The 23,567-nt window shown below is 56.1% G+C and carries 12 protein-coding genes and 1 pseudogene; 7 read left to right on the forward strand and 6 right to left on the reverse strand.

All coding sequences use genetic code 11. From position 1 onward, the window contains the following. Positions 1-262 precede the first annotated feature (262 nt). Positions 263-1,183 carry a DUF7342 family protein gene (locus ACQUQ0_RS15460; protein WP_435186422.1) on the reverse strand — a complete coding sequence of 307 codons (921 nt, stop codon included), beginning with the start codon at positions 1,181-1,183 and terminating at the stop codon, positions 263-265. Positions 1,184-1,983: 800 nt separating this feature from the next. Between ACQUQ0_RS15460 and ACQUQ0_RS15465 the strand changes: the two genes are divergently transcribed. After that, positions 1,984-3,645, forward strand: coding sequence for a sensor histidine kinase (locus ACQUQ0_RS15465; RefSeq protein WP_435186424.1), 1,662 nt, complete (start codon positions 1,984-1,986; stop codon positions 3,643-3,645). Positions 3,646-4,033: 388 nt separating this feature from the next. On the opposite strand, the gene ACQUQ0_RS15470 is transcribed toward ACQUQ0_RS15465, so the two are convergent. The 3 genes from ACQUQ0_RS15470 to ACQUQ0_RS15480 form a co-directional block, all read right to left on the reverse strand. Continuing rightward, complete coding sequence (locus ACQUQ0_RS15470; protein WP_435186425.1) at positions 4,034-5,332, reverse strand: Cdc6/Cdc18 family protein; 1,299 nt, start codon at positions 5,330-5,332, stop codon at positions 4,034-4,036. 395 nt (positions 5,333-5,727) lie between these two features. Beyond that, positions 5,728-6,183 (reverse strand): hypothetical protein, encoded by a 456-nt coding sequence (locus ACQUQ0_RS15475; RefSeq protein WP_435186426.1) that lies wholly within the window; start codon positions 6,181-6,183, stop codon positions 5,728-5,730. Continuing rightward, positions 6,183-7,040, reverse strand: a complete 858-nt coding sequence (locus ACQUQ0_RS15480) for a ParA family protein (RefSeq protein WP_435186428.1) — start codon at positions 7,038-7,040, stop codon at positions 6,183-6,185. Before ACQUQ0_RS15480 ends, ACQUQ0_RS15475 begins: the two co-directional genes overlap by 1 nt. 503 nt (positions 7,041-7,543) lie before the next feature. Here ACQUQ0_RS15480 and ACQUQ0_RS15485 point away from each other — a divergent pair. Further along, a complete protein-coding gene (locus ACQUQ0_RS15485; RefSeq protein ID WP_435186429.1) occupies positions 7,544-8,794 on the forward strand; it encodes a HEAT repeat domain-containing protein in 1,251 nt (416 codons plus the stop codon). Between the two features lie 18 nt (positions 8,795-8,812). Here the strand turns inward: ACQUQ0_RS15485 and ACQUQ0_RS15490 are convergent, their stop codons facing one another. Continuing rightward, entirely contained in the window at positions 8,813-9,634 is an 822-nt protein-coding gene (locus tag ACQUQ0_RS15490; protein WP_435186430.1) for a DUF7504 family protein, read from the reverse strand. Positions 9,635-9,903: 269 nt separating this feature from the next. On the opposite strand from ACQUQ0_RS15490, the gene ACQUQ0_RS15495 reads away from it, so the two are divergent. The 3 genes from ACQUQ0_RS15495 to ACQUQ0_RS15505 all read left to right on the forward strand — a co-directional run bounded on the left by ACQUQ0_RS15495 (position 9,904) and on the right by ACQUQ0_RS15505 (position 12,131). Further along, a complete protein-coding gene (locus ACQUQ0_RS15495) occupies positions 9,904-10,173 on the forward strand; it encodes an AbrB/MazE/SpoVT family DNA-binding domain-containing protein (RefSeq protein WP_435186432.1) in 270 nt (89 codons plus the stop codon). After that, the gene (locus ACQUQ0_RS15500) at positions 10,173-10,631 is read left to right on the forward strand and encodes a type II toxin-antitoxin system VapC family toxin (RefSeq protein ID WP_435186434.1); all 459 of its coding nucleotides are present in this window, start codon (positions 10,173-10,175) and stop codon (positions 10,629-10,631) included. Before ACQUQ0_RS15495 ends, ACQUQ0_RS15500 begins: the two co-directional genes overlap by 1 nt. Before the next feature lie 216 nt (positions 10,632-10,847). Further along, positions 10,848-12,131, forward strand: coding sequence for a tyrosine-type recombinase/integrase (locus ACQUQ0_RS15505; RefSeq protein ID WP_435186436.1), 1,284 nt, complete (start codon positions 10,848-10,850; stop codon positions 12,129-12,131). 464 nt (positions 12,132-12,595) lie between these two features. On the opposite strand, the gene ACQUQ0_RS15510 is transcribed toward ACQUQ0_RS15505, so the two are convergent. After that, positions 12,596-13,171: a metal-dependent hydrolase gene (locus ACQUQ0_RS15510; protein WP_435186438.1), complete on the reverse strand. Its 576-nt coding sequence runs from the start codon at positions 13,169-13,171 to the stop codon at positions 12,596-12,598. Positions 13,172-13,313: 142 nt separating this feature from the next. On the opposite strand from ACQUQ0_RS15510, the pseudogene ACQUQ0_RS15515 reads away from it, so the two are divergent. Continuing rightward, positions 13,314-13,523 (forward strand): annotated as a pseudogene (locus ACQUQ0_RS15515) (IS1595 family transposase); the annotation flags it as partial. Between the two features lie 185 nt (positions 13,524-13,708). Beyond that, positions 13,709-23,530: a choice-of-anchor D domain-containing protein gene (locus tag ACQUQ0_RS15520; protein ID WP_435186440.1), complete on the forward strand. Its 9,822-nt coding sequence runs from the start codon at positions 13,709-13,711 to the stop codon at positions 23,528-23,530. Positions 23,531-23,567 lie beyond the last annotated feature (37 nt).

Below are 23,567 nucleotides of genomic sequence, written 5' to 3' on the forward strand. Positions count from 1 at the left end.
CAAGCGCCTCGAAGAGGACCTCCCCGGACTCGTCCTCAGCGCGGCCAAACGAGTCGAGCTCGATCTCGCTGACTGAGATATTTAATAATACTGAGCAAAAATTAACTTTCGATCTCTGTTCACTAAAAACGAACAAAACGCGGACTGAACGCGCCGTTCGTCGGTCGATTTATCAGTCGTCAATAGAGTCGCTGCCGGAGGAAGATTCGCCTACGTCGGTCGGCGTGGTACCCGTCCAATCCTCGTGGTTCGCTGTTGCGGTCTAGTAGAAATCATCGCTCTCGGGATGGACCACCTCCGCCGCCTTACCGAGCGCGAGTGCGACCTGCGTAACCCTGAGATCCCGACGCGTCGTTCGCCACTCGCGGAGCGCCTCGCAGTTCACGTCAGCGTCCATAGTCGCCGCCTCCTCGGGTGACTCCGTGCCGAACCGCTCCTGATACAGCTGGAGCTCTTCCTGCAGCTCCGCAATGCGCTTATCAAGCGTCTCGGAATCAGTTTCCGATGAGATACGACAGGCCTCGTGGAAAGCAACGGCCTCCGACGAACACCGATACAGTGTATCAGTCTGCTCAGTGGTGACCGCCTCAACGTAGCCAAGGTCCGCGAGTCGGTTCAGGTGATTCCGCGCCATCGTGGGTGTAGTGCGGGCTCGATCAGCTATCTCATCAACCGGCTGGGCCTCATACGTTCCCTTCACCACAGTCAGAATCCTGTCGAACGGCGTTGTCTCAGTACCCCACTCGGATGCAACGCGCTCATTCGTATCCGAGAGGCTTGTTGCGGCGTCCTCCTCGGAGTCGCGCAACCGCCGGAAGTTGGCCTTGAACACCGAGCCGCAGTCATAGCAGACAACTACCGGGACCGTCGATTTCTGGGCCTCACTCAGTCGAATATACTGTTCTGGATCGTCGCAGTCTACGCTTTCGTCGAGGTCGTTCGGGTCAGCTGGAAGCCCCCACACGCCAGTATTGACTGGTCGGAGGCCGCCATCGCAGTCGTCCATCGGGCACGGCCATTCCACGTAGTCCCAGAAGGTCGTTGGGATGTCATCGTCCGTGTCGTGTCCCAGCCGGTCGAGAACGCGCCGTAGGTCACCGAGGTCGTACAGCCGTTCGCCTTGGAGTGGCGCAAGACCGAGGGCGATGCGGTCGGCGTCCGAGTGATCGTCCCCGCTGGTCATACACCGAGCACGGTCTGAAGCCGGTTAAGAGCACCCCACGCGACGAGGCTCGTGTTTAGTGAAGAATGAAGAGTGGAGCGGATGATTTGATGCTGGTCTCTGACAGAAATCGGCCGTCTCAGCGGAGAGATAGACTGGATGAATTTGTGTTCATTCTTGTGAATCGCCTCGGGGTCAAGTCCCGAGACACCCGCCTGTTCCCGCTTAGAGACAAATACCTGAAAACCAAAGAGAGCACTTCAAGCTCGCGTTCAAGCGAGGTCGGATTCCTCCCACGGCTCAAGCGGTGGGCTTCCTCCTCGTATTTCTGTGAAGGTAGAAGGAGAGAAGGTCGGTGACGACGCTGACTCCCTTATGAAGCACCAAGAGTGGTACACTAAGGATATTGCTCAGGACTTATTGAGAAGGTCAGGAGTCGGACAGTCCCCATCTGGATTATGGTAATATATTTTGAGCCACCAGAAGGGTGGTGACTTTGGAAGCCCGCTCACTCAACAGAATATCGACAATTGAACACCCACCCTCATAAGAGGGGGTCGGAGATCGCTTCGGGATATATTAAACTATATGTTGAACAGGGTGTGAGCATAGGATCAGTGCATATCTTAGACTATCTGCCAACATAGGGTTCTCAGTGGCTCGGAGGCACATCCCGCTATCTCTAGCCAAGACTTCGAGGCACCAACGAGCAAATTCGTCAGACGAAGTGAGGGTGGTAGTTGATATCTAATTCTCATATATGATGCCCGTTCAGAAACATAATAAGTGTTTCATCCGAAACAATACAAACTGATTGTTGGATGCTACAAGTGACGTATGTGGCTGTGCTGACTGGGGTGTGTGCGCTGAGTGCAACGGTCGCGTACCGAGCGACGATGAACCGGTCGGTGAAAGGAGCTCTTCCGCTGGCCGGGATGGCTGTCGCAACAATCGTATGGTCATTCGGAACGATCGGCCTTGTGCTTGCAACCACGCCACTCGCTGAGTTGCGATGGCTTCAACTCTCCTATATCGGGATGGTTGCGGCACCGATCACGTTCGTCTATCTTGCTGTCGAGTACACAACCGCTCGTAGTGTCCCGTCTGTCGTGAAAGGTGGACTGCTAACACTTGGCGGGCTATTTTTAGCACTCGTGTGGACGAACCCGCTGCATAATTTATACTGGGCCAGGATTCAGTACGACGCACCTGTCGTCGCCGACATCGCAACGACACCCGGACCAGGGTTCTGGGGTTTCGTCGTGTTCACGTACACGTTATTACTTATCGGCTCCGGGTTACTAATTCGGTATGCGCGGGCGACTCAAGACTTGTACCGGAATCAAATCATCCTAATTCTCTTGGCTGTGGCTGCGCCGTGGGCAGCGAACATCCCGCACGCCTTGCAGCTGATGACAGCAGATCTCACCCCGGTTGCATTGGCAGGCACGACCGGAGCGCTGTGGGTAGCTATGTTTCGGTACCGCTTCACAGAGGTCACACCAGTCACTCTCCGCACCGTGTTCGAGAACATCAACCACGGAATGTTCGTCTTAGATGATCGGCGGCGTATCGTCGAGTTGAACTCAGCGGGTCGAGAGTTGTTCGATATAGAAGGTAACGTGGTCGGGAGGGAGTTTGACGACGTCGTCCCGCAAGAAATCGCTGCGTTCGTCGGAATAAATCCTGTTGGGAGAGAGGTTGTTACAGTCACGTCGTCCGCAAGCGAGGAATCCCGGTACTACAGTGTCGAGGTGACACAATTGGCGGAGATACCAATGCAAGGAGGCGGGCTGATCATCGCCGTGTCAGACGTGACAGTCCGTGAGCGACAACGAGAACGCCTCGAACAGCAAAATGAGCGGTTAGACCAGTTCGCCTCAGTTATTTCGCACGATCTGCGGAATCCCCTGAACTCGGCGGACGGGTATTTGGAACTGGTGAGAGACAACTATGAGAGCCCACACATCGAGAAAGTCGCGTCCGCACACGACCGAATGGAAGAATTGATCGATGAGTTACTAACCCTGGCCAGAGCTGGCAAAGAGATAACCGAGCTTGAAGCCGTGTCCGTCGACGAGGTCGCTCGAATGTGCTGGAATACAGTCAAGACTCCCGAAGCAGAACTCACATTCGACACAGATCAGGTAATCAAAGCTGATCAAAGCCAGTTTCAGCAACTCGTTGTGAACGCGTTCCGGAACGCGATAGAGCACGGAGGATCTGACGTTTCCGTTAAAATCGGTGATCTCCCCAATCAGACCGGGCTGTTCATCGAAGACGACGGACCAGGGATCCCACAGGCAGAACGTGAGCAAGTCTTCGAGCCAGGGTTCTCGACAACCACCGACGGGACTGGACTTGGAATGGCGATCATCCACGACGTCGCTGACGCTCACGATTGGGAAGTGATTGTCACAGATAGCGCGACTGGCGGGACACGCCTGGAAATTCGCGGCGTGGATTCGGTCACCGCAAGTTGACGCTGAACTGGTCGTAAGTGGGCGGCCGGGACTTCCAAGTCGGGGTCCACCCACCCCGGATTCAAACTGTATTCGTTGACAAGACCATCCCCACCCCTAATTCAGACTGTATTGACTGACAAAAAACGCCTCAACCCGGATTCAAACTGCATCTGTTGACAAGATCACCCCACCCCTCGTTCAGACTGTATTGACTGACAAAAACGCCCCACTCCGGATTCAAACTGTATTCGTTGACAAGATCACCCCACCCCTCGTTCAGACTGTATTGACTGACAAAAAGTTCGTGTCGATACAGTGAAATATATGATTATCGACGAGGCTACGTCACCCCTCGTTCAGACTGTATCAGCTGACAAGTTACCTCGTCAGCGAAGAGTTACTGGGGTCACGAGATTGTGTCGAGAGTTTTCTGGGTGTCATCAGTACTGACTGCTGCGAGATCTTCAAGCGCATCCAGCGACGGGAGGATAGTTAAGCTTGAGTCGCGCCGAACAGCTTTCACGATGTGCTTCGGATCGGTGACGAGTCTATGGAGGAGGTAACTGCCTTGCGAGCGTCCGCCACCGGTTTTAGTGGATTCGATTACGCCGAGGAACGCTTGTTCTTTGAGTTGCTTGTAAAGACCGTTCTCGGTCACCGGGTCGTACCCGGCTAACTCGCACATTTGTTCGTACCGTTCGTAGATTTCACGGGTCGTGTACTGATCTTTCGACCCAGTAATGACGTGACTGGCCAACGCGTACAAAGCGAGTTTCGCGTGGACCGTGCCGCCGCTGGTGAGTTCTTCGATCCGGTTGATTTCGGCGACGTTCTGCGCGCGGTGAATGTGGTCATCTGTGATCTTCGAGTCACCGTTCCGCCGCGCTAACTCACCGGCCTCTTTCAGAATATCAATAGCTTTCCGGGCATCACCGTGTTTTTTCGCCGCTAACGCGGCGCACAACTCGATTGTTCCGGATGCTAACACGCCAGGCTGGAACGCGTCGCTCCGGTTCCGCATTATTTCCTGGAGTTGCGTCGCGTCGTACGGATGGAAGAACAACTCACGATGCCCAAAACTAGAATCAATCCGTTCGTCCAGCTTCTCTTTGTATTGGATTTTGTTACTAATCCCGATGATCCCGATGTAACACTCAGTTTTTTGCGCTTCACGGGCTCTTGAGAGCTGCATCAGTAGATTCGGGTTGTCGAGCTTATCGATCTCGTCGAGGATTACAATAACCGCATCGAGATGTGCATCGAGAATCCGCCAAATATGCTGGTAGTATTCCATCGTCCCAACGCCGCGGGTCGGAATGTGCTGTTCGTACGACGTTTGCCGTTTGAGTGTGATAGCGATTTGCCGCGTGGCACGGGTTTCAGTATCCGCTTCAGAACAGTCAATATAGACAACGTCACACGAAACGCCGTTGGATTCTGCAGCGGTTTGTGCACGTGAGGCAACGTGCCGTGATACGAGGCTCTTCCCTGTCCCGGTTTTCCCGTATATCATCACGTTATTTGGGGGATCTCCGCGGACAATCGCCCCGGTTTCTTCAGCGACGGATTCGATCTCGTTGTCACGACCGACGATCCGGTCTTCGTCCGGTACGTGCCCGACGTGAAGGAGTTCTTTCCGCGTGAAAATCGGGTCTTGGTCTGCGAATAACGGATCAGTCGCGGTGTCCTCCCCCTCCTGGCCCATATCCATCCAGTAACACTCACTCGTAATAAGGTTACGGGGGCTCAATCAGAGTGAAAACGAATCCAGAAACCCTGGTAGCACTGGCTACTCCCCCACCCCTCGTTCAGAGTGAAAACCTATTCTCCCCCTGCATAGTTGTACTTTTAGGGCAGCAACGACGGGAACCGACCTTTCAAACTAGCTGTTTTTATATATACTAAATCGGCAATCTAGTCTTAATTCAGGCTTTACTAACGCTAAAACCCGTAGTTATCACTCTGAATAAGGGGTGTTATCGAAGTTTAGAGTCCTCCGTAGATATCCCTTTTCACTCTGAACGAGGGGTGGGGGAGATGCTAGTTCTCTCGTCTCGATTCTTTTTCTCTCACTACTAACCAACACAGGACGAGTGTTGGTTAAACTGAGTTGAGATCGTACCCCCATTCACGGAGGACTTCTGCAACAAGCTCGGGGTTACGTTGAGCGACGACCATTGCGGCCTCACGGTAATCCGACTTGTAGACATTCTCCCCGAGCGAATCTTCTAGTGTGTCTTGTAATTCACTTTCTTTTTCAATAACGTCTGCACGGAGGAAGAACGGGACTTGCTCTCGCCCCTCGTTCACTTTCTCACGACGTTGTTTGTACGGAATCGATTGCATCGTCGGCCGATCGGTCGAATCCGTTTTCGTTCCCTCACCACTCCTGTCCATCTCGCCGTCACCGTGGTCCGAGCTAGATTCACGCTGGGACTCGCTCCCCACGTCGTCATCATTTCCTTCCGTGGGTTCAGCTGAGACCACGTCCTCTTTTTCATCAGAACCATCTGACTCATCTAACCCGGCGTCCCGAGACCCGGATTTAAGCCCCATTACGCGGTCACCTCCGCTGGTTCTAGCCCAACCTCGTGTTCTAAGTGACGAGCCAGCTCATCAAACTGATCGAGCGTATCCAACTCATACTCCCGTTTCCGATCACGGTGCTTCTCAACGTACGCGTACGGGCTACACTGTTGCTTCCAGCAGCCTTCCATCAGCGAACTCCGCTCACCGATGACGACCGGGACCGGGAACCCCTGATCACGCAGCCCGCCGAGGACCTCGCGTTGATCCCGCGTGTTCTTGTAGCCGAGTGGGACAATAGCCAACACACCAACATCCACCCCTATGTTTGCCTCCAGCCCATCTACGAGGTCGTCAAGCCCATCGATCGACTCTTGGCCTTTTGCTGTCGCTTCAAACGGGATTACAACATTCCGCACCGCGACGAGTGCGTTGTAGAGAATCGGGCCTGCCTTCCCCGCAGAATCAACGATCAGCACGTCGTACTCATCGCGCACGTTCGCATCCCGCAACACTCGATGGAGCTGATGATACATACTGTACGATTCACCGAGCTTCCCCGCTTGCTGTTTCTCGTTCAATAGGAACTCGTGTAGATCTTCCAACATATTGTGTGACGGAATCAGCTCTACACCCGCTTCAACTTCGTGCGTGAGTTCGTGAAACGACCCTTTCGGCCGCCCTACCAAGTGACGCACCAAGTTATCTATATCCGGGTCACCCCGGTCATACTCCGGTCCAAACAAATACGTGAGACTCCCATTCTGCGTGTCCATATCAATCGCCAACACATCGTGCCCGGCCCGAGCGTGACTTACTGCCAGCGTCGCAGCCGTCGTCGTTTTCCCAACGCCGCCAGCCTCTGACACCGGTGCATACGTTAGCATATATGTCATAGTCCGATGCTATGAATATAAATCTAAGTCAGACACCCTGACTATTCACTATAGGTATTCTACCCACTTATTAATTATAGCTATTTTGTACAGCTATACCGATCAACTATATTTCATAGCTATAATCATTGGCTATATCCGATTTTGGGGCCGCTGAGGTCACGTGCCCGTCGCTAGCCGGCCGCTAGGGAATACGCTCTTCATCGTACAACTTACGGAGCACGTATACCGCGTGAGGGGTGGTGGCATAGCTCCCTCAAGCGACTCTGAACTGCCGAGCGGGTGTTCCTGTTCGGGTCTCCGGCCCAGCAACCCACCCCCTTCGCCGTTGCGGTCGTCCGGGCGGTGTTCGTTGAGACCGTCGTGGGTGGGTTGTTGGTGCGTTCGTGCTCTGAGCAATACTGGGGCGCTGTCACACGGGGGCGACGACATCGTGGGATGAGTAGGGATAACATCTATACTGTCACGGTTTCTTGATTTCACTAAGATAGATTATGGGTGAGTACCCCGATGACGAGGTCCTGAGTCTCTACGAGCTTGTCCGAGATGGCGAAGTCACTAAGCTCATTCGCTACTTGGAACACTCGGAGAATCCAGAAACCAGAGGAAATGCGGCGGAAGCACTCGGTGACTTGGCAGAGCGGTCCGAGGGCAGCACGCAAACCCGAATTATCGACGCGCTCGTTACCGCTGTGCTTGAAGACGACCACCAGGCGGTCCGTACACGGGCGATCAGTTCACTGGACCGACACGGTCGGGAGGCAATCGACCAACTGATCAGCGAAATCGACGAGTTTGACGCTGAGCAGACACCGGACTGGCTAACGCGGAAGAAGCTCGTGGAGTGGCTGCAGTCTGACGCCGTCGAATTTCAGTTGGTCGCCGCCTCAGCCCTCGGCCGTATCGGTGACGAACACGCGGTCCCGTACCTGGTTGATGCATTCGACCATTTGGATCCGCGGGTCCGTGCGCGGGCGATCACTGCGTGCGGACATATCGGCGACCGACGAGCGATCGACCCGATTGCGGCTCGACTCACCGACAGCGAGCGGATCGTCCAGCGGGCGGCGGCGGATACACTGGCGATGATCGGGACAACTGCAGCCATTGAGCGACTGATTCCAGCCGCTCGAGCGGACGACAAACAGGTCCGGGCAATCGCCGTTTCTGAACTCGGCCAACTCAAAAACGCAAAACCGCTCGACGCTCTCGGTGCGGCACTCACAGATGACTCGGCGGAGGTCCGACAGGCGGCTCTGCTGTCGGTGATCGAACTGTTGATCGCAGATACGGCTGCAGACGACGACATCCGGCAGTCTGTGACGCGTCAGGTGACCACGATCGACGATACCGAACTGACCCAGCGGCTTTTGGAGATCTATTCCGACACGACACGGATGGCGGTCAAGCGCACCGTTATCTGGATCTTGGGACGTGGAATTTCACCCGAGGCCGACAATATCGACACGGTTCACAGTATCTTACTGGATGTCCTCGATGTCGAACCGCTCGCCGACAAGGCTGAAGCGAGTCTCGCCGAACTGGAAAGTACGACGCTGGAGGACCGACTTCTCACGTTCGTTCAGCGACAAACCCCCTCACCGGAGGCGAAACGACGCGCCGAAGCACTGCTTGATCGGATCGACACGGAACGAGTCGACGAGAACGTCCGGACGTCCGTCGAATATACCTACGTTCAGGATCCCGCAGACTACACCCGACAGAAACGACACGAGAACGACTGATCCGCGGGTCGGTACACCTTACCTGGGTGACTCGAATACTAACCCCGATGCCTCAACTTGGATATCGAAGAGCTGTTCGAGCAAATTCATTACTGATTCCGACTGTGCGGCCGGATTAACATAATAGTGTGTGAGGACGTTCGACCGCTCACATCGTGACGTAAACCCTTGGAGGAATCGCAGCGCATCCTGTACGTCGAACTTCGTGACGATCTCCGAGAGGATATCGAACTCCAGGGAGATCTTGCCCGCTGATTCGTGTTCGCTGAGCACGCGCGAGACGGTCTCACCCAGGTTATCAAGGCCGAGGCGCTTGTTTAGATGGACGACCTCCAACGGGAGTGATTCGAGATTGATGCCCTCCACGTCCGAGAGTGGTTGTGATTTCGTCGTGATGATGATCGTTGAGGCTGGCCACTCAGTGAACTCATTTCGAATGAGTTCGACCCGCTTTTGGGGCTCGTTTGTGATGAAGATATACACTTTCGCTGGCGTGAGCAGGTGGATTCGGGCACCGTTGGCTCCCGTACTCTCAAGAGGCGCTTTGATCAAGATACTCCCCGTTCTGTCGATATCGTCAGCGAGGTGGACACCGGATTGGAGTTGGGGTTCGGCGTGGTCAAACAGGTGGGTTTTGAATTCGACGACCGCCTCCTCTCGTTCGTGCTTGTCCCCCTCTGCCGAGCAGTATGGACACGACCACCTGTAACTGAAATCCTGTTGTCTGATATTGTCTTTAGTGTGGGTGAATAGATGGGCTTTCACTGATCCGGCCGCTTGCTCCCGGCCGGCTGCCCATAAGGAGAACCCACAGTGTCGACACCGCCAGCGATAGACCATACGCGGTTGTCCAACTGCGTTGATATAAGGGATTTGACTTCTGTATATAATTGTTGACATTTCCCACGGCTGAACAATAGTTGCTGAATCACGTACAATAGCGGTGCGACGATGGAACGGGCGCGAATTAGAATTCCGTACACCAAGTGCACGCAGTTTAGAGACAGTAAGAGAATCAACCGAGGCTGTCCCCTTTCCCACTTCAGCAACTACTGTTTAGGCGCGGGAGGAGGTCAATATGTATACGAGAGCGTACTGTACGTCTCTCTATGGCAGCTGAAGAAACGCCCCAGGAAACGAAAGTCAGCGACCGGGGTATGGTCACGATCCCGGCTGATCTCCGCCAACGGCTCGACATCGAGCCGGGCGACAAGCTCCGGTGGAAGACAGACGAAGAGGGGAATCTCTCGGTTGAGGTCGTCAAACAGCGCTACGGCGCGTTCGACGACTTTGAACCGGTTTCGATGGGTGGCGGCGGGTCGGAAACCCACGATCTCGCCGGACACGAGGATGACTTCGCGTTCTCGGAAAACTACTGATGGCGGTTGCAGTCGTCGATACAGGCGTTTTGATCGGGATGGCCGACATCGATGATGAACACCACGACGTTGCTATGGAGATCGTCCGAGGGATGGACCACGGAGAGCTCCCGACCGGACGAGTGACGAACTACATCGTCCTTGAAGCCCTCAACTGGATACACGACCGCAAACGCCACCAAAAGGCTGTAGAGACGTATGAACGGTTAAACCAATCTGCCGGGTTCGAGATACTGAACGCACCCCAGAAAGATTTCCCCAGCGCTGTCGAACTCTTCGAGACCTACGAGGGCCTGTCGTTCGGGGATGCGACAATCGCCGCGTATATGCGCCGTACCGGTGTCGAGTATCTCTACTCGTTTGATGACGACTTCGATAGTCTCGATTGGATCACGCGGCTGGATACCGCTGATGAAGAACTAACGGTTAGCAGACCTCAATCTCGAATAGGTGGGTGAAAATTACATATAGCGATATATGATTTATTTATCTACCTATCCCGGAGTTAGGCTCTCAGAGCACTATATACGGACCTGCTGGCCTGAGAAAGCTCAGAATTCGTCTATATCTATTACTACTGCTTACCTCAGTAATCACGAGTAAGTTTTTCAGAGAGCTCCCCGTACCCCCGAACGAACCAGATCAGAAACGATGCGCGAACCATACCTCTGCCGATGAGTGGACGTCGGAGCGCCGACACGCCGATCCACGACACCTTCCAGAAATTCCTCACGGACAAGGGGAAAGGCGACGGCGGTGAGAGTGGAAACTACCGACGCAACGCTGAGCGCGAACTCGACCGCTTTCACAGCTGGGCGCTGGGGAACACTGCCGACCCTTCGAACGCAGATCCACCGAGTTCCTGGAAGGGGATCGTCGAGAATGACCCTGTCACCTTTGCCGATCTGGACGCGACCGTCTTCGGCGACTATGCTCGTTACCTGCGCGGGTCGGGATTCTCGCACTCGACGACTCAGACCTACTACGCGTATGTGGCCTCGTGGTGCGGGTGGGCCCACGGGCAAGGGTATATCTCACGGCACTACGCCCGGGAATCAGACGCCGAAGACCCACTTCCAGAGGGCACAGACCGCCGACCTGGCGATCAACAAGCGTGGGATAGTGCTGATCGAGATCTGCTCACTCGCTTCGTCGACGAACAAGCCAGCGCCGCCATCGACACCTTCGGCGACATCGAGGTGCCTTACGACGAGTTCGAGGATCCTGATAGCGAGCTGTGGCAACAGAAAGTCGCTGCTCGCTTCGAGGCGATCAAACGCTGTCGTGAGCGTGCGCTCGCGTATTTACTCGCCTACACGGGATTACGCGCGGCGGAATTTCTCCGAGATCCGAACGACGATCGCGCGGGTCGTGACGGTCTGCGTTGGGAGGACGTCTCTTTCACGGACCACAGCGCCACTGTCTACCGAAAAAACCAGCAATGGAAGGAAGCCTCGCTCCCCGAACCCGTAATCGGGCCTCTCCGGCGTTACAAGCAGCTGCTCGGCCCGCCAACGGACTGGCCAGTGTTCACGACGCTGCACCGACCGACGCTTTCACGGCACGTGCAAAAGGCGCTCACGGACGCCAGCCTCAGCGCCGACGAGATCGAGGCAGTACGCGATACGTGGTCAGATCTGCTGGCCGCCGCCGAGTATGATCTTGATGCCCCGCCGGCGTTGACGACTGATGGAGCTCGGCGAATGTTGAAACGGCTTACCGACCAGGCGGGAATCGACGTCGACGACGACCGCCACAACTACCTTGCACCTCACGGTGGCCGTCGGGGGATGGGCGAGGTCCTCGTCCGAGAGTTCGGATACGCGGCCGCGGCGCGGTTCCTCGATAATTCGGAAGAACAGGTGCGCCAGGCATACCAACATATCGAAGCCGCCGAGCGGGCAGACATGGCGACTGAGGCGCTTTCACACACTGATCAGCGGGTTGGGAAGAAGTGAGCCCGCGGTGGAATGGGGTATTGGCTGCCACCGACAATATAAATACTATTGACTTGTCATATTGATAGCCAACTGTTTGTTAATCGATTGTGACTACTGGTCCTGTTATCGTAATGCGGTCTGCGAGGTCGTCGACGGCCGATTCGAACTCGCTTCTATCAGAGTCGTAGAGTGAACGGTTTTCGACGGCTGCAACTCCGAGTGGCGTGATTCTATATAACCCGGAGTTTGGATTTACCCCAACTTTTGAGACTAATCGATGATCGCAGAGATGGGGTAACCGTGTATTCACGTATGCGCGTTTCTTACTGATTTGATGAGCGATGTTCGGTGCTGTATTCCGTTTACCATCGGAAAGCGCCTCCAAAATCAAGAAATCAGTTGGTTGCGTGAGTCGCATCAACTTAGACACAATTTCTCATAGTAGTACTTAGTTGGTATGACTCTGTCGACCGATCAATATACTACTTGACACGACCTGGGTCTGTCTCGGTTCCAGTCTCCGGGTCGGGGTGTGGGTCTCTGAGGAGGTCAGCGACACCTGGGTATCCGTGGGACGCCCAGAGACTGATCCCTGCAACTGTGGTGATGGAACCGGCGAGCATCAGTGGTGTTGGGTCCAAGGCGGTAAGAAACGAGAGGAAACTCTCGGTGTGCGGTTCCGGAACCGGTGTGACTGGCCACAGGAGGTACCCTAACGCGAGCCAGTCTCCATTAAGAACTGGGCCGACTGCGTCACCGAACAGGTGCGAGGCGTAACCGAGTCCGAACGCGACCGTCAATTGTCGTTGGTCTGCGTATGAGAATTTGATCCACAAGACGGTGAGCACGACGACGAGCGTGATAGCTGAGTGGGCGAGGCTTCGCCCATACGGCAGTACTGGTAGCGTCCACGTCAACGGCTTGTCGATCAGATCCGGAATCTGCGTGCCGAACCCTGCAGCGAGCACTGCGAAGCCAACCGGGTGGTGTCCGTACCGCCGTCGGGTGTACAGCGCATAGAGGATATACCCGGTGGCTGCGTGGGCCCACGGAAGCATTCAAAACTCTCACAGGACTCTCTCATCAATAATGTGCTGGTTCACGGTCGGCAGCTTCCGCAATCGTGTCGCCTCGGTAGAGATTCTTCACGAACCCGAGACGCCGAATCCTGTGTTCGTCTTCGGCGTCGCGGAGAAGCTTGTGGCCGTCACCCACTCCGATACCTACGTCATCGGCGATGCTCACACAAACACGTGCGAGAACTGCCACAGCTTCCTTCGGCAGTGGCTGGCGAAGTTCCGTGGCGTCTCGAAGCATCACCTATAGAAGTATCTCAACTTCCTTGCCCTGAAACTCAACTCACTATGGGGCTGGTTCGAGAAACTGTTATGTTACGATGTGTCGGGATGAGCGTTCCAGAGAAGGGTGTTATCAATTTGTGACCTCCTCCACGGCCGCGTCGGAACACTCGTCACTCACGGGAAGGCGGGGGTATGCGCTCGTATCTCTATCACTCGATTCTTGAGTAGGAAGCTCTTACCGCGGAGGTGTTGGAGACCCGAACTTTGACATAGTGGGGGGTTTATGGTAGCCGTATGATAAGACGCGGTCACCACCGGATCACCGTATTGCTGGTGACACTCTTCGTAGTACTAGGCAGTCTACCACTCGGAGCCGTCGGGATGGCCGCGGCCCAGGAAACAACCACTTCTGGGGGAGACTCTGCTCCGCTCGAAAACCCAACACAGACCCTGAGTGATGACTCACTGTTCAAAGGAACCGAAGATGGACAAGTCGTCGTCTGGAAGCGCGCATTCCTCCCCTTACGAAGCAACGACACAGACGCAGCAACGAAAGTCCCGCTGCCGAATATTCTCGAACTGCAGACGCTGGGAGAAGGCAAACAATTTTCTGACAAGGACGATGGGGTTGGTGGTGCCCCTCTAGTTACGACCTTCGACAGCGAGCGAAATCCGGCTGGCGTTCACAACACCGGAAATATTAGGATTTCGTATGATGCCGCCCGAAGCGGCGTGAGCGACACGATCGCCGGCGAAGACAACGTGGATTTCATCGCCGCTCGACTAACGGGGAGCGGCAACGGGTTCCCCGAAGATTACGGTGACGCCGTGACCCTGTTCGGCAGTATCGACGCTGCAAACGAGAACGCGACGTTCGAAGTAATCGCTAATAACGTCTCGCTGGACGGGGGTACGTTCAATCAATCATATAATTTCGACGAACCGGGGCAGTACGTCGTGTACGCCGTTGCGAACAACGGGACACAAGACGGGTTCCAAATCGGCGGGGACGGAAACATCACAAGTGTCGACGGAACAGTCGCGCTCGTCGGCGCTGATATGGTGTCCGTCCAGCAAGGACCAGCGACAGTAACCCCACCGAGTACCCCGACCGCCGGCGAGAACCTGACCTTCCAAATTGACACGTCAGGATCGTACGACGCGAGCCAAGACGGCCAGATGACGCACGTTGTCGCGGTGTACAAGAAAGACACGTTCGAGAACTCCCGGTTCTATCTCGTCGTCAACGAAAGCGAACTCGGCCCGCAGTTCGATTTGAATGAAGACAGCCAAATCGAGCACACGATCGTGAACGCAGCGGGCGTCGCTGATGTTGAGGATGGCATCACGATCAACGGTGTCGAACTATCCAACGGACGCGTCACGAGATCCGTCGGACTGCCAGCTATTATCGATCGTCTGGCCGAAGACTTAGAAACGACATCCCCGGCGACTGATCCTTTGAACGCGAGTGATTCGACAACGATCAACGCATCAGTCACCGGCGTGACAAATGAAGACAGAAGCGCGACCGTTACCGTTGAAACACAATCCGGGTTCGAAAATGGGACGTATCAGTACATCGTCCTCTCCAAGCCAGCGAACAACGCATCCTCAATCAGCACGAACACCGGGACCATTGACTTAGCCGAACAGACAGGCGCGGAAATTACTGGGGTCTCGGTAAACGATTCAGTAATCACACCTGGCGAATCGGTCACGGTAGACGTAAGGGTGAATAACCCGACTGACCGTACGATCGAGGAAGGACTAACGCTCAAAAGCGCAAACGAAACAGAAGATAGTGGAAGTCTTACGCTTGACCCAGGAGAGCAAGGGCTCCTACAGCTTCAAGCGTCATTTGAGAATACAGGTACGAAGACACTCACCGTTACGGGGGATACAGCCGCTTCAAAAACGACCAGTGTCGATGTCCGTGAACCAACCGAATTCTCCTTTACGATCTCAGACCAAACCGCGGCAGTCGGTCAGGAACTGTTCGTAAACGTCAACGTCACGAACAACCGGCGGAGTACGCGGACGATCGAAGTGAACATCACCGGGCTGCCCGATGACTTCGACAATACGGAGAATGTCACTGTCAGTGGTGAGTCGTATGATGACAGTGTAAGCTTCGGGCCGTTTAGTTACGATAGTGAAGGGACGAGGTCGGTCACTCTTGGGGGACAGACAAAAGAAATTGATGTTGCACCCAAAACAGTGGCACTGGACCTCCGCATTCGTCCACGTGAGGTGGCGCCCGGTGACAACGTGACGTTCACCGTCAGGCGTCAGGACACGGGAGCTAAAGTAGATGCAACGCTGCAAGTCGATTCAGATACGATCAGCCTCAATCAACCGGGAACCTACAACTTCAGCGGTCAACAAGCCGGAACGTACACAGTCACAGCCACAAAGAGCGACACAGACGCGGTTAGCTTTGAGAACGATACTGAACAGTTCACGGTGCTAAAACCGGCGAACGTGTCGCTTGCGAGTGCGTCTACACCGTTCGACAGCGTAATCACAAGCCAAGAGGTGGTCGCGTACACGACGATCGAAAATACAGGAGGGGTTGACAGCACCGAGACTGTTCGACTGCTGGCAAATGATTCGGACGGCAGTCCAGTCGTGGTCGCCAATCGGACCGTTACGGTCTCGGGTGGCGGTTCGAGATCGGTGACACTTGCCGGAACGATCCAAGGAATTGACCCCGTGCTGCCGGAAATACGGTCTCTCACAGTTCAGCGCGCCAACAGTACGGACAATATCACGCTCGGCACGGTGGAAGTGCAGCCGGCGTTACAGATTACAGAAATCTCGCCGGAAGCACGTCTTGTCAACACCAATGAGCCGATCAACATCACTATCGGCATAACTAACACCGGGTCTCAGGAGTTGAGTGACGCTTATGACAGTGACAGCATCCAGTTGATACTGAGAAACGGAAGTACGAACCAAAGCACTGGGTCTAAAACCTTCTCACCAAGCCCGGGTGAAACAGAACGTAAGACGTTCAATTTCACTGGACTTGGAGACACAGGCTTGTATGATCTCGAGATTGACAGAGAAACCGCTCTCGACGAGAACCGAACGAACGTCATCAACGTCACGAACACCCCGGTCTATAACGTCAACCTAGCAGCCAATAATACGACGGTAACAGCCGGAGATGCAGTTCAATTCACTGCTACTGCACCGGGCGAGACCGGTGACTTGGAAGCGACACTGGAAATTACGGCGCCGGATGGGCAAGTTACCACCGTAGACACGACAAACGGACAGGCAACTTACACGTTCGATACGGCAGGAACTTACAATGTCACGACAACAAACCACGACCTGACGGGAGTTACGGACGCGATCGCTGATCCCGGTCGAGTCCGAATCAACGTGCAGGAACCTGGTGACATCCAGATACTGGATGCGTCGGTATTGACGTCAGAGGTGGGCCGCACCGAAGATGCGGTCGTGGAAGTCCTCGCGGCGAACACCGGCGAAACCCCGGCGACAGAAAACATATCGATTATCGGCCGGGAAAACCCCGGTGCGAATCAAACCGTGGATCTCGACGGCGGCGAGCGACAGACTTACCAGCTAAACACCAGCTTCACGACGACCGGGTCTCGAACACTTGAGGTCACAGAAGCGTCTGGAGATCCGGTGACAGCTGGGACAGTGCAGGTGACGTCGGCGCTGCAAGTTGTCGATATCACCGTTACTGATCGGTCGCCCAAAGTCGGTAGCAGTGTTACGGTCAATGCGACTGTCGAAAACACGGGGACGGTGCAATTGAACTATACCGATAGTATCACACGGATACTGAATCTCAGCATCGGTGGCTCCGGGACGTCGATAGCCCGCAGCACGTCCGCATTCGGTGACAATCAAAAGTTCAACTACACTGCAGGTGAGCAGCATACGATCTCGTTCGGTTCGTTCACGTTCAACGACCCGGGGACTCGGACGGTCGCTGTCGACGATACTGATGGCGGCGAGATCATCGTGACCCGTCGGCGTGCTGATCTTAACCTCGACGTGCGAGGTACCCTGACTATCGGCGAGCCAGTGACGTTCAACGTCACGACGGCCTCCGGCGAGCCTGTCGATGCGATAGTTCGATTCCCAGACCGGCCTGCGTTGACCGTCGAAAACGGAGAGGAGACGACAACCTTCGATTCGTCCCTGATTGGAACCGTCACGGCTGTGAAAGAACCGAACACGACGACGTACTTCACGCGGGACAGTGAGTTCGTCCAAATCACTGAACCGGCAGACCTCGTCGTTTCGAGCGCGACCGTTAACACGAGTCGAGCATTCGCCGGGCAGTCAGTTGCGGTTAACGCGACCATCGTGAACGTTGGTGGCAGTAGCGGGAACGCGACATTCTCTCTCAACGATACTGATACTGGTGAAACGTTAGCGACCATTGAGACGAGCACGCTAGCCCCCGGTGAACGGAAGACGATCACCTTCACACCAGAACTGAATGTAACTGGCGTCCGCATCCTCTCGGTGAATGGCACCGAAGCCGGGACGGTGTTTGTCGCCGACGCAGTTGCGATCACCGATACGAACGTACCCAGTGCGGTCAACGCGTCCGATCAGTTCTCCGTGGACGTGACGGTAACAGACCGTGTCTCGGATGGGGAAGCCGGGGAGAAGAACGTAACCGTCAGCGTAGAGGATCAGGAGCCAAAGTCACAGAAAATCCCCGTTGACGGGAATACAACAACGAAGAGCTTCACGTTCAATATCACAGAGACCGGCACGTACGACGTCACGTACGAAACCGATGACACGCAGACGCCGGTGCAGCTCGGTACAGTGACTGTGTCGGACACCACGGTGAGTCTGAATCTGACGACGTCACCATCGCCGGCTGAGGTCAAGATCGGGAATACGGTAACGTTCAACGTGACGCGCAGCGACGGCGGCCCCGCGGACGCGACAGTAACAGTGGCTGGGCAGACCCTCAACACGGGATCGAACGGTGAAGTGCAGACGACGATTCCGGTCTCGGGGAACTTCACGGCAACAGCCACTAAGACGGGGACGACCGCGACCGCGTTCAAGAAGGACTCTGAACCGGTGAACGTCACGGACCCGATTAACGTCACGCTGACGAACGCCTTCGGGAACGTGACAGCTCACCCGGCGACGGGCGATGCGCGGCCAATCACCGCCTCGCAGTCACGGACAGTGACTATCAACAACACGGGTGGGCGCGCGATCGCGCTGAGTAGCTTCGGATTCACGGGGCTTGACGCTGACCAGTACTCGATCACATCGAGTCTGCCGGCATCGGTGCCGGCAGGTGGTGAAGAGACAGTAACCGTGACTTTCGAGCCGACGGTCAGGGATTCAACGAGTGCAACCCTGCGATTCAGAACCGATACCCCCGGGACCCCGGTCCGGACGGTTGATCTCGGTGGGAAAGGCGTGGCGCCAGACGTAACAGTAAAACCGACGGCGATCTCCTTCGGAACCTCCCTGCAAGAAGGGGACCTCCCGGTGAACAAGACGGTGAACGTCACGAACAACGGAAACGATCCGCTGGAAGTGACACCGCAGAGCGTTGAAGATGCCTTCACCGTGAACAAGACCGGGACGACAATAGTCCAACCCGGAGAGAGTGAACTATACAAAGTCACGTTCGAGCCGGCGACAAGTGCGCTCCCGGCGAGCTTCGGGGACGTATTGCAGCTACGGACAAACGACACGTTCGAGCGGACTGTCGGCATTAGCCTCGCCGGGACGGTCAGTCAAGGTGAACTGCGGCTCAGCGCAACGAACGTGGACGTTGGCGAGTTAGCTGTCGATAACACTACCACCGTGGACGTCGTCCTCACAAACACCGGGACGAAATCGATCACGGTGAATGCGACGTACAACAGCTCGACGAACGGCCTGCACTTTGACGCCCCGAGCAACAAGACAGAAGTTGCTACTCTGGCACCTGGTGCCCAGACGCTGGTCACGGTCGAAGTGAACCAGACACAGACCGCTGCCTCCTCGTCAGCGAACCTGACGTTCGTCCCTGATGGCGGCGCTGACAATCAGACGCTAACAGTCAGTGCGACGCCGACCGCTCCCGGGCTGAGCGTCACCCCGTCGTTAGGGGGCTCGCCTGACCTCTTCTTCGGTGGGGTTCCGACCGCAGGCACGTCCACAGAGTTCGTCACGGTGACGAACAAGGGCGACGCGCCTCTCCGACTCACCAACATCGGGATCTCAGGTCCTCTCGGAACGCCGTATTCGCCGACCATCTCGTCACTAGTCGTTGACGCTGGTAATCGTCGGGGGATCCCGGTGCAGTTCAACCCGCAGACAAAGGGTCCCAAGAACCGTTCCAACCTGACCTTCGAATGGAACGACCCGTCTGTGTCCGGTACCACGACGAAAACCGTGGAACTCGACGGTGACGGGATCGAGACGAACTTAGTCGGAAACAACTCAGAGGTAGCGTTCGGAACGACCGGCGTTAATTCGACCGTTAATCGAACCATCTCGCTGACGAACGATGGAAACACTCGTCTCAACATCAACCAGGTGAGTGTGAGCGGAACTGACGATAGTCAGTTCAACGTGAGTGGAGTCCCGAGCTCGCTGCAAGCAGACGCCAACACCACGATCTCAGTGCAGTACACGCCGAGTGCGGCAGCCAGCCACACAGCCACACTCTCAATCGATGCCACCAATAACCAAGGTGGAACGAGTAGCTTCACCGCAGCATTACAAGGTGACGCTGTCCCGCCGAACATTCGCGTGACCGATCGGTCGCTGGCGTTCGGCTACGTCAACAATCAAACTGACGCTACCACAACCGCGAGCACAACCATCGAGAACACCGGGCTCGCCTCGACGACCCTGAACATCACAAACGTGACGATCAGCGGTAATGATGCCTTCACCCTCAGCAGTACGCCCGGAGGAGCTGGGGAAGACGCAGTCGTCGAGTTCAATCCGGATACGAGTGACAGCGGCACAGTCACAGCCACGCTGACGATTGAATCGAACGATCCGGATGATCCGTCAGTTGACGTCTCCCTTGTCGGGACGGCAACCGCGCCGGACGCAACCGTGAACCGTTCGACGGTCACCTTCGGCGACGTCAGAACCGGAACGACGTCAGCCACCGAGACCGTCCAGATCACGAACGAGGGCGGTGCACCGGTGAACGTGACGAGTACGTCACTGGATAGCGCCGCTCAGTTCAACCTCACTGGCTTCACAGGGACGCTAGTGCCCGGTGAAACCGCAACGGTTTCGGTGCGGGCGACGCCGACGAGCACTGGCACGCTCACCACAACGCTGAATATCACGACCAACAGGACCGATGATGTCGATCCGGTGACGCTTGAGGCTAGCGGAGTGGCTCCGTCGGTCACAATAGCGAGCGATCTCTCCGGAGACTTCGGAGAAGTCGGCACGAGTAGCTCAGCGACCCAAACAATCACCATACAGAACGACGGGGAAGCAACGCTCGTTCTGGATAACATCTCCGCATCCGGGGATGCGTTCCAGATCCTCGGCGGGCAGCAAACCCAGAGCATCGGAGCCGGGGAATCCACGACGCTTGGCGTCGTGTTCAGCCCGACTGCGGTAGAATCATTCAGCGGGACCTTATCGTTCGACACGAACGATGCTGGACAGGGAACGATCACCCGCTCACTCACTGGTGACGGCGCTACAGCAACCGCAAGCATCTCCCAGTCCACCGTTGATTTCGCCGCAGTGGAGGTCGACACGACAGAAGAGCAAGAACTGACGCTCACGAACGACGGGAACGCCCAGTTGAACGTGACGCAGGTCACTATCAGCGGTGGAGATTCGTCCGCATTCGATGTGACTGGACTCGGGACGCCGAGCCTCGCGCCAGGCGCCAGTAAAAGTTTCAACGTGAGCGCCTCACCAACCGTCGCACGGAGCCTCACAGCGCAACTCCGGATCAGCACAGGACAGAGCACCTCGGACGTGAACATTTCACTAGGCGCAACCGGTGTCGAGCCGAACGTCGAACTCTCGCGTGAACAGATCACGTTCGACCGAACGCGGATCGGTACCTCAAGCAGTGAAACTGTCGAGATCCGGAACACCGGTAACGTTCCGCTGAACGTCCGTGATATCCTCCTCGCCAGTAACTCTGGCCAGTTCTCAGTCAATACTGAGAACGCTGTCATCCCGGCGAAAGGCAGTCGGACCGTGAGCATCACGTACACACCGGCATCCAACGTTACTGCCGCGAAGCAAGGGACCCAGCGGTCTGCCACCCTCACCGTCCGCACTAACGATACGGATCAGACGAGTGTTGACGTCAGTATGACCGCGCGGAGTAAAACGCCGGATCTGGAGATCGCCAACGTCGTCCGGTTCGGAACGCTCCGTGTCGGGCAATCCACCTCCCAGACGCTCGAAGTGACGAACCAACCGAGTGCGACGGCCGACATTAGCTTGGATTCGCTGACGCTCCTCGGGCCGAACGCAAACGAGTTCAGCGTCACTACCCTTGGGAGTTCGACCCTCGAGCCAGGTGACTCCAGTACGATCCGGATCACAGCCTCACCGACAACAGGTGGTGTGAAGACTGCGTCACTGCTGGTGACGACGAACGATCCGCGCCAGTCCAGAGAGTCTGTTTCACTAACAAACAGCCGCACCGTCGTGATCATCCGGTACGGCAGCGTCACGTTCGATTACAACGGTGTAACCAGTCTGGATCCGAAGTACAAGCCCAGTAGTGATCCGAAGACCGGTATCGCTGGAATAGATCCACGGCTCAACTCAGTGGTGACTGACTTCAATATGACGTTCAGTCAACGTGCTGCAGCCGCTGGAACGACTATCGCAAGTAGTAGACCGATCAAGCCGGTCAAGTACCTCGATATCGCCACGGACAACCTGGATCCGTCACAGCACAACGAGACAACGGTTCAGTTCCGCGTGGAGAAAGCCACGATCAAATCGCTGGGGACCACGAAGAGTGGGATTGCACTGTACCAGTACAACGGGACGGGTTACGAGGCACTCACTACCTCTCGTGCCCCCAGCCGCGACACCGCATCGGCGTACGCGTACTCCGCGACGATCGATAGCTTCAACGACTTAGCGATCGGTGCTGGCCAAGCCCGACTCGGGCTCGTGAGCGGGACCGCCTCGGCAAGCAATGTACCGAGCACGCTCGCAAGCGGTGATTCGACCGACGTGACCATCACCGCTGATGTGCAGAACACGGGGACGATCAGCGGCTCCAGCACGCTGCAGGTCGTCAACAGCACCGGGGCGACGTTGAACAGTACGACCGTCAACCTTGCTGCAAGCGGAACAACGACGGAATCGCTGACTGTGACCCTGACCGGGCCTGGAAGCCGGACGCTCACAGTCAAACTCGGTGGAACGAGTCAGGACGTGACGATCGACATCAACAGTCCCTCTGGACCGTCTGGACCCAGTGGCTCCACTGGAGATGACGACGATGACCGTCGTGTGAGCTCACCGAGCGCGCCCGCCCGCGTCACTACGCAGCTCGGAGCCGACGGCTCCGCGACCGCTGACCTGACGGACGGTGCTGGCATCAGCCGAGTGCAGCTGACGATCCCCGGCGCAAGCGGAGATGTGACTGTCGAAGAAATCACCGACCTGCCAGACGGCGTACCGGAACCAGCACAACAGCGCCTTGCAACCGTTGACATCTCGGCACCGAACCCCACCGACGGGACTGCCACAGTCCAAATCTCGCTGCGGTCTGCAGCACTTCCCGACGGTGTTAGTCCCGAGGAGCTAACCATCTCGCACTACACTAACGGTGCGTGGCGAGATCTCGAAACAACAGTCGTCTCGAGCAACGGTGAGATCGTCTTAGAAGCTCAGACCGACAGCTTCTCACCGTTCGCCGTGACGTACCAACAGCAGACCGCGACGCCTGAGCCAGGCACGGCAACGCCCGAGCCTGATACGGCGACGCCGGAACCCGATACGGCGACGCCTGAACCAGACGTTGAATCACCGACGCCGCAGCCGGACGATGATGGTGGCTTCACTGGCATCCTGATCGTCATCCTTGTCATTGTCGCCCTTATCGCGGTCGGCGCGTACTGGTACCAGCAGAACAACTAACCACGTCCTCTTCTTTCGCGTGAAGTAGATCCGTTTT

The sequence above is a fragment of the Halobellus sp. EA9 genome (assembly GCF_051195055.1).
Classification (GTDB): Archaea; Halobacteriota; Halobacteria; order Halobacteriales; family Haloferacaceae; genus Haloquadratum; species Haloquadratum rubicundus.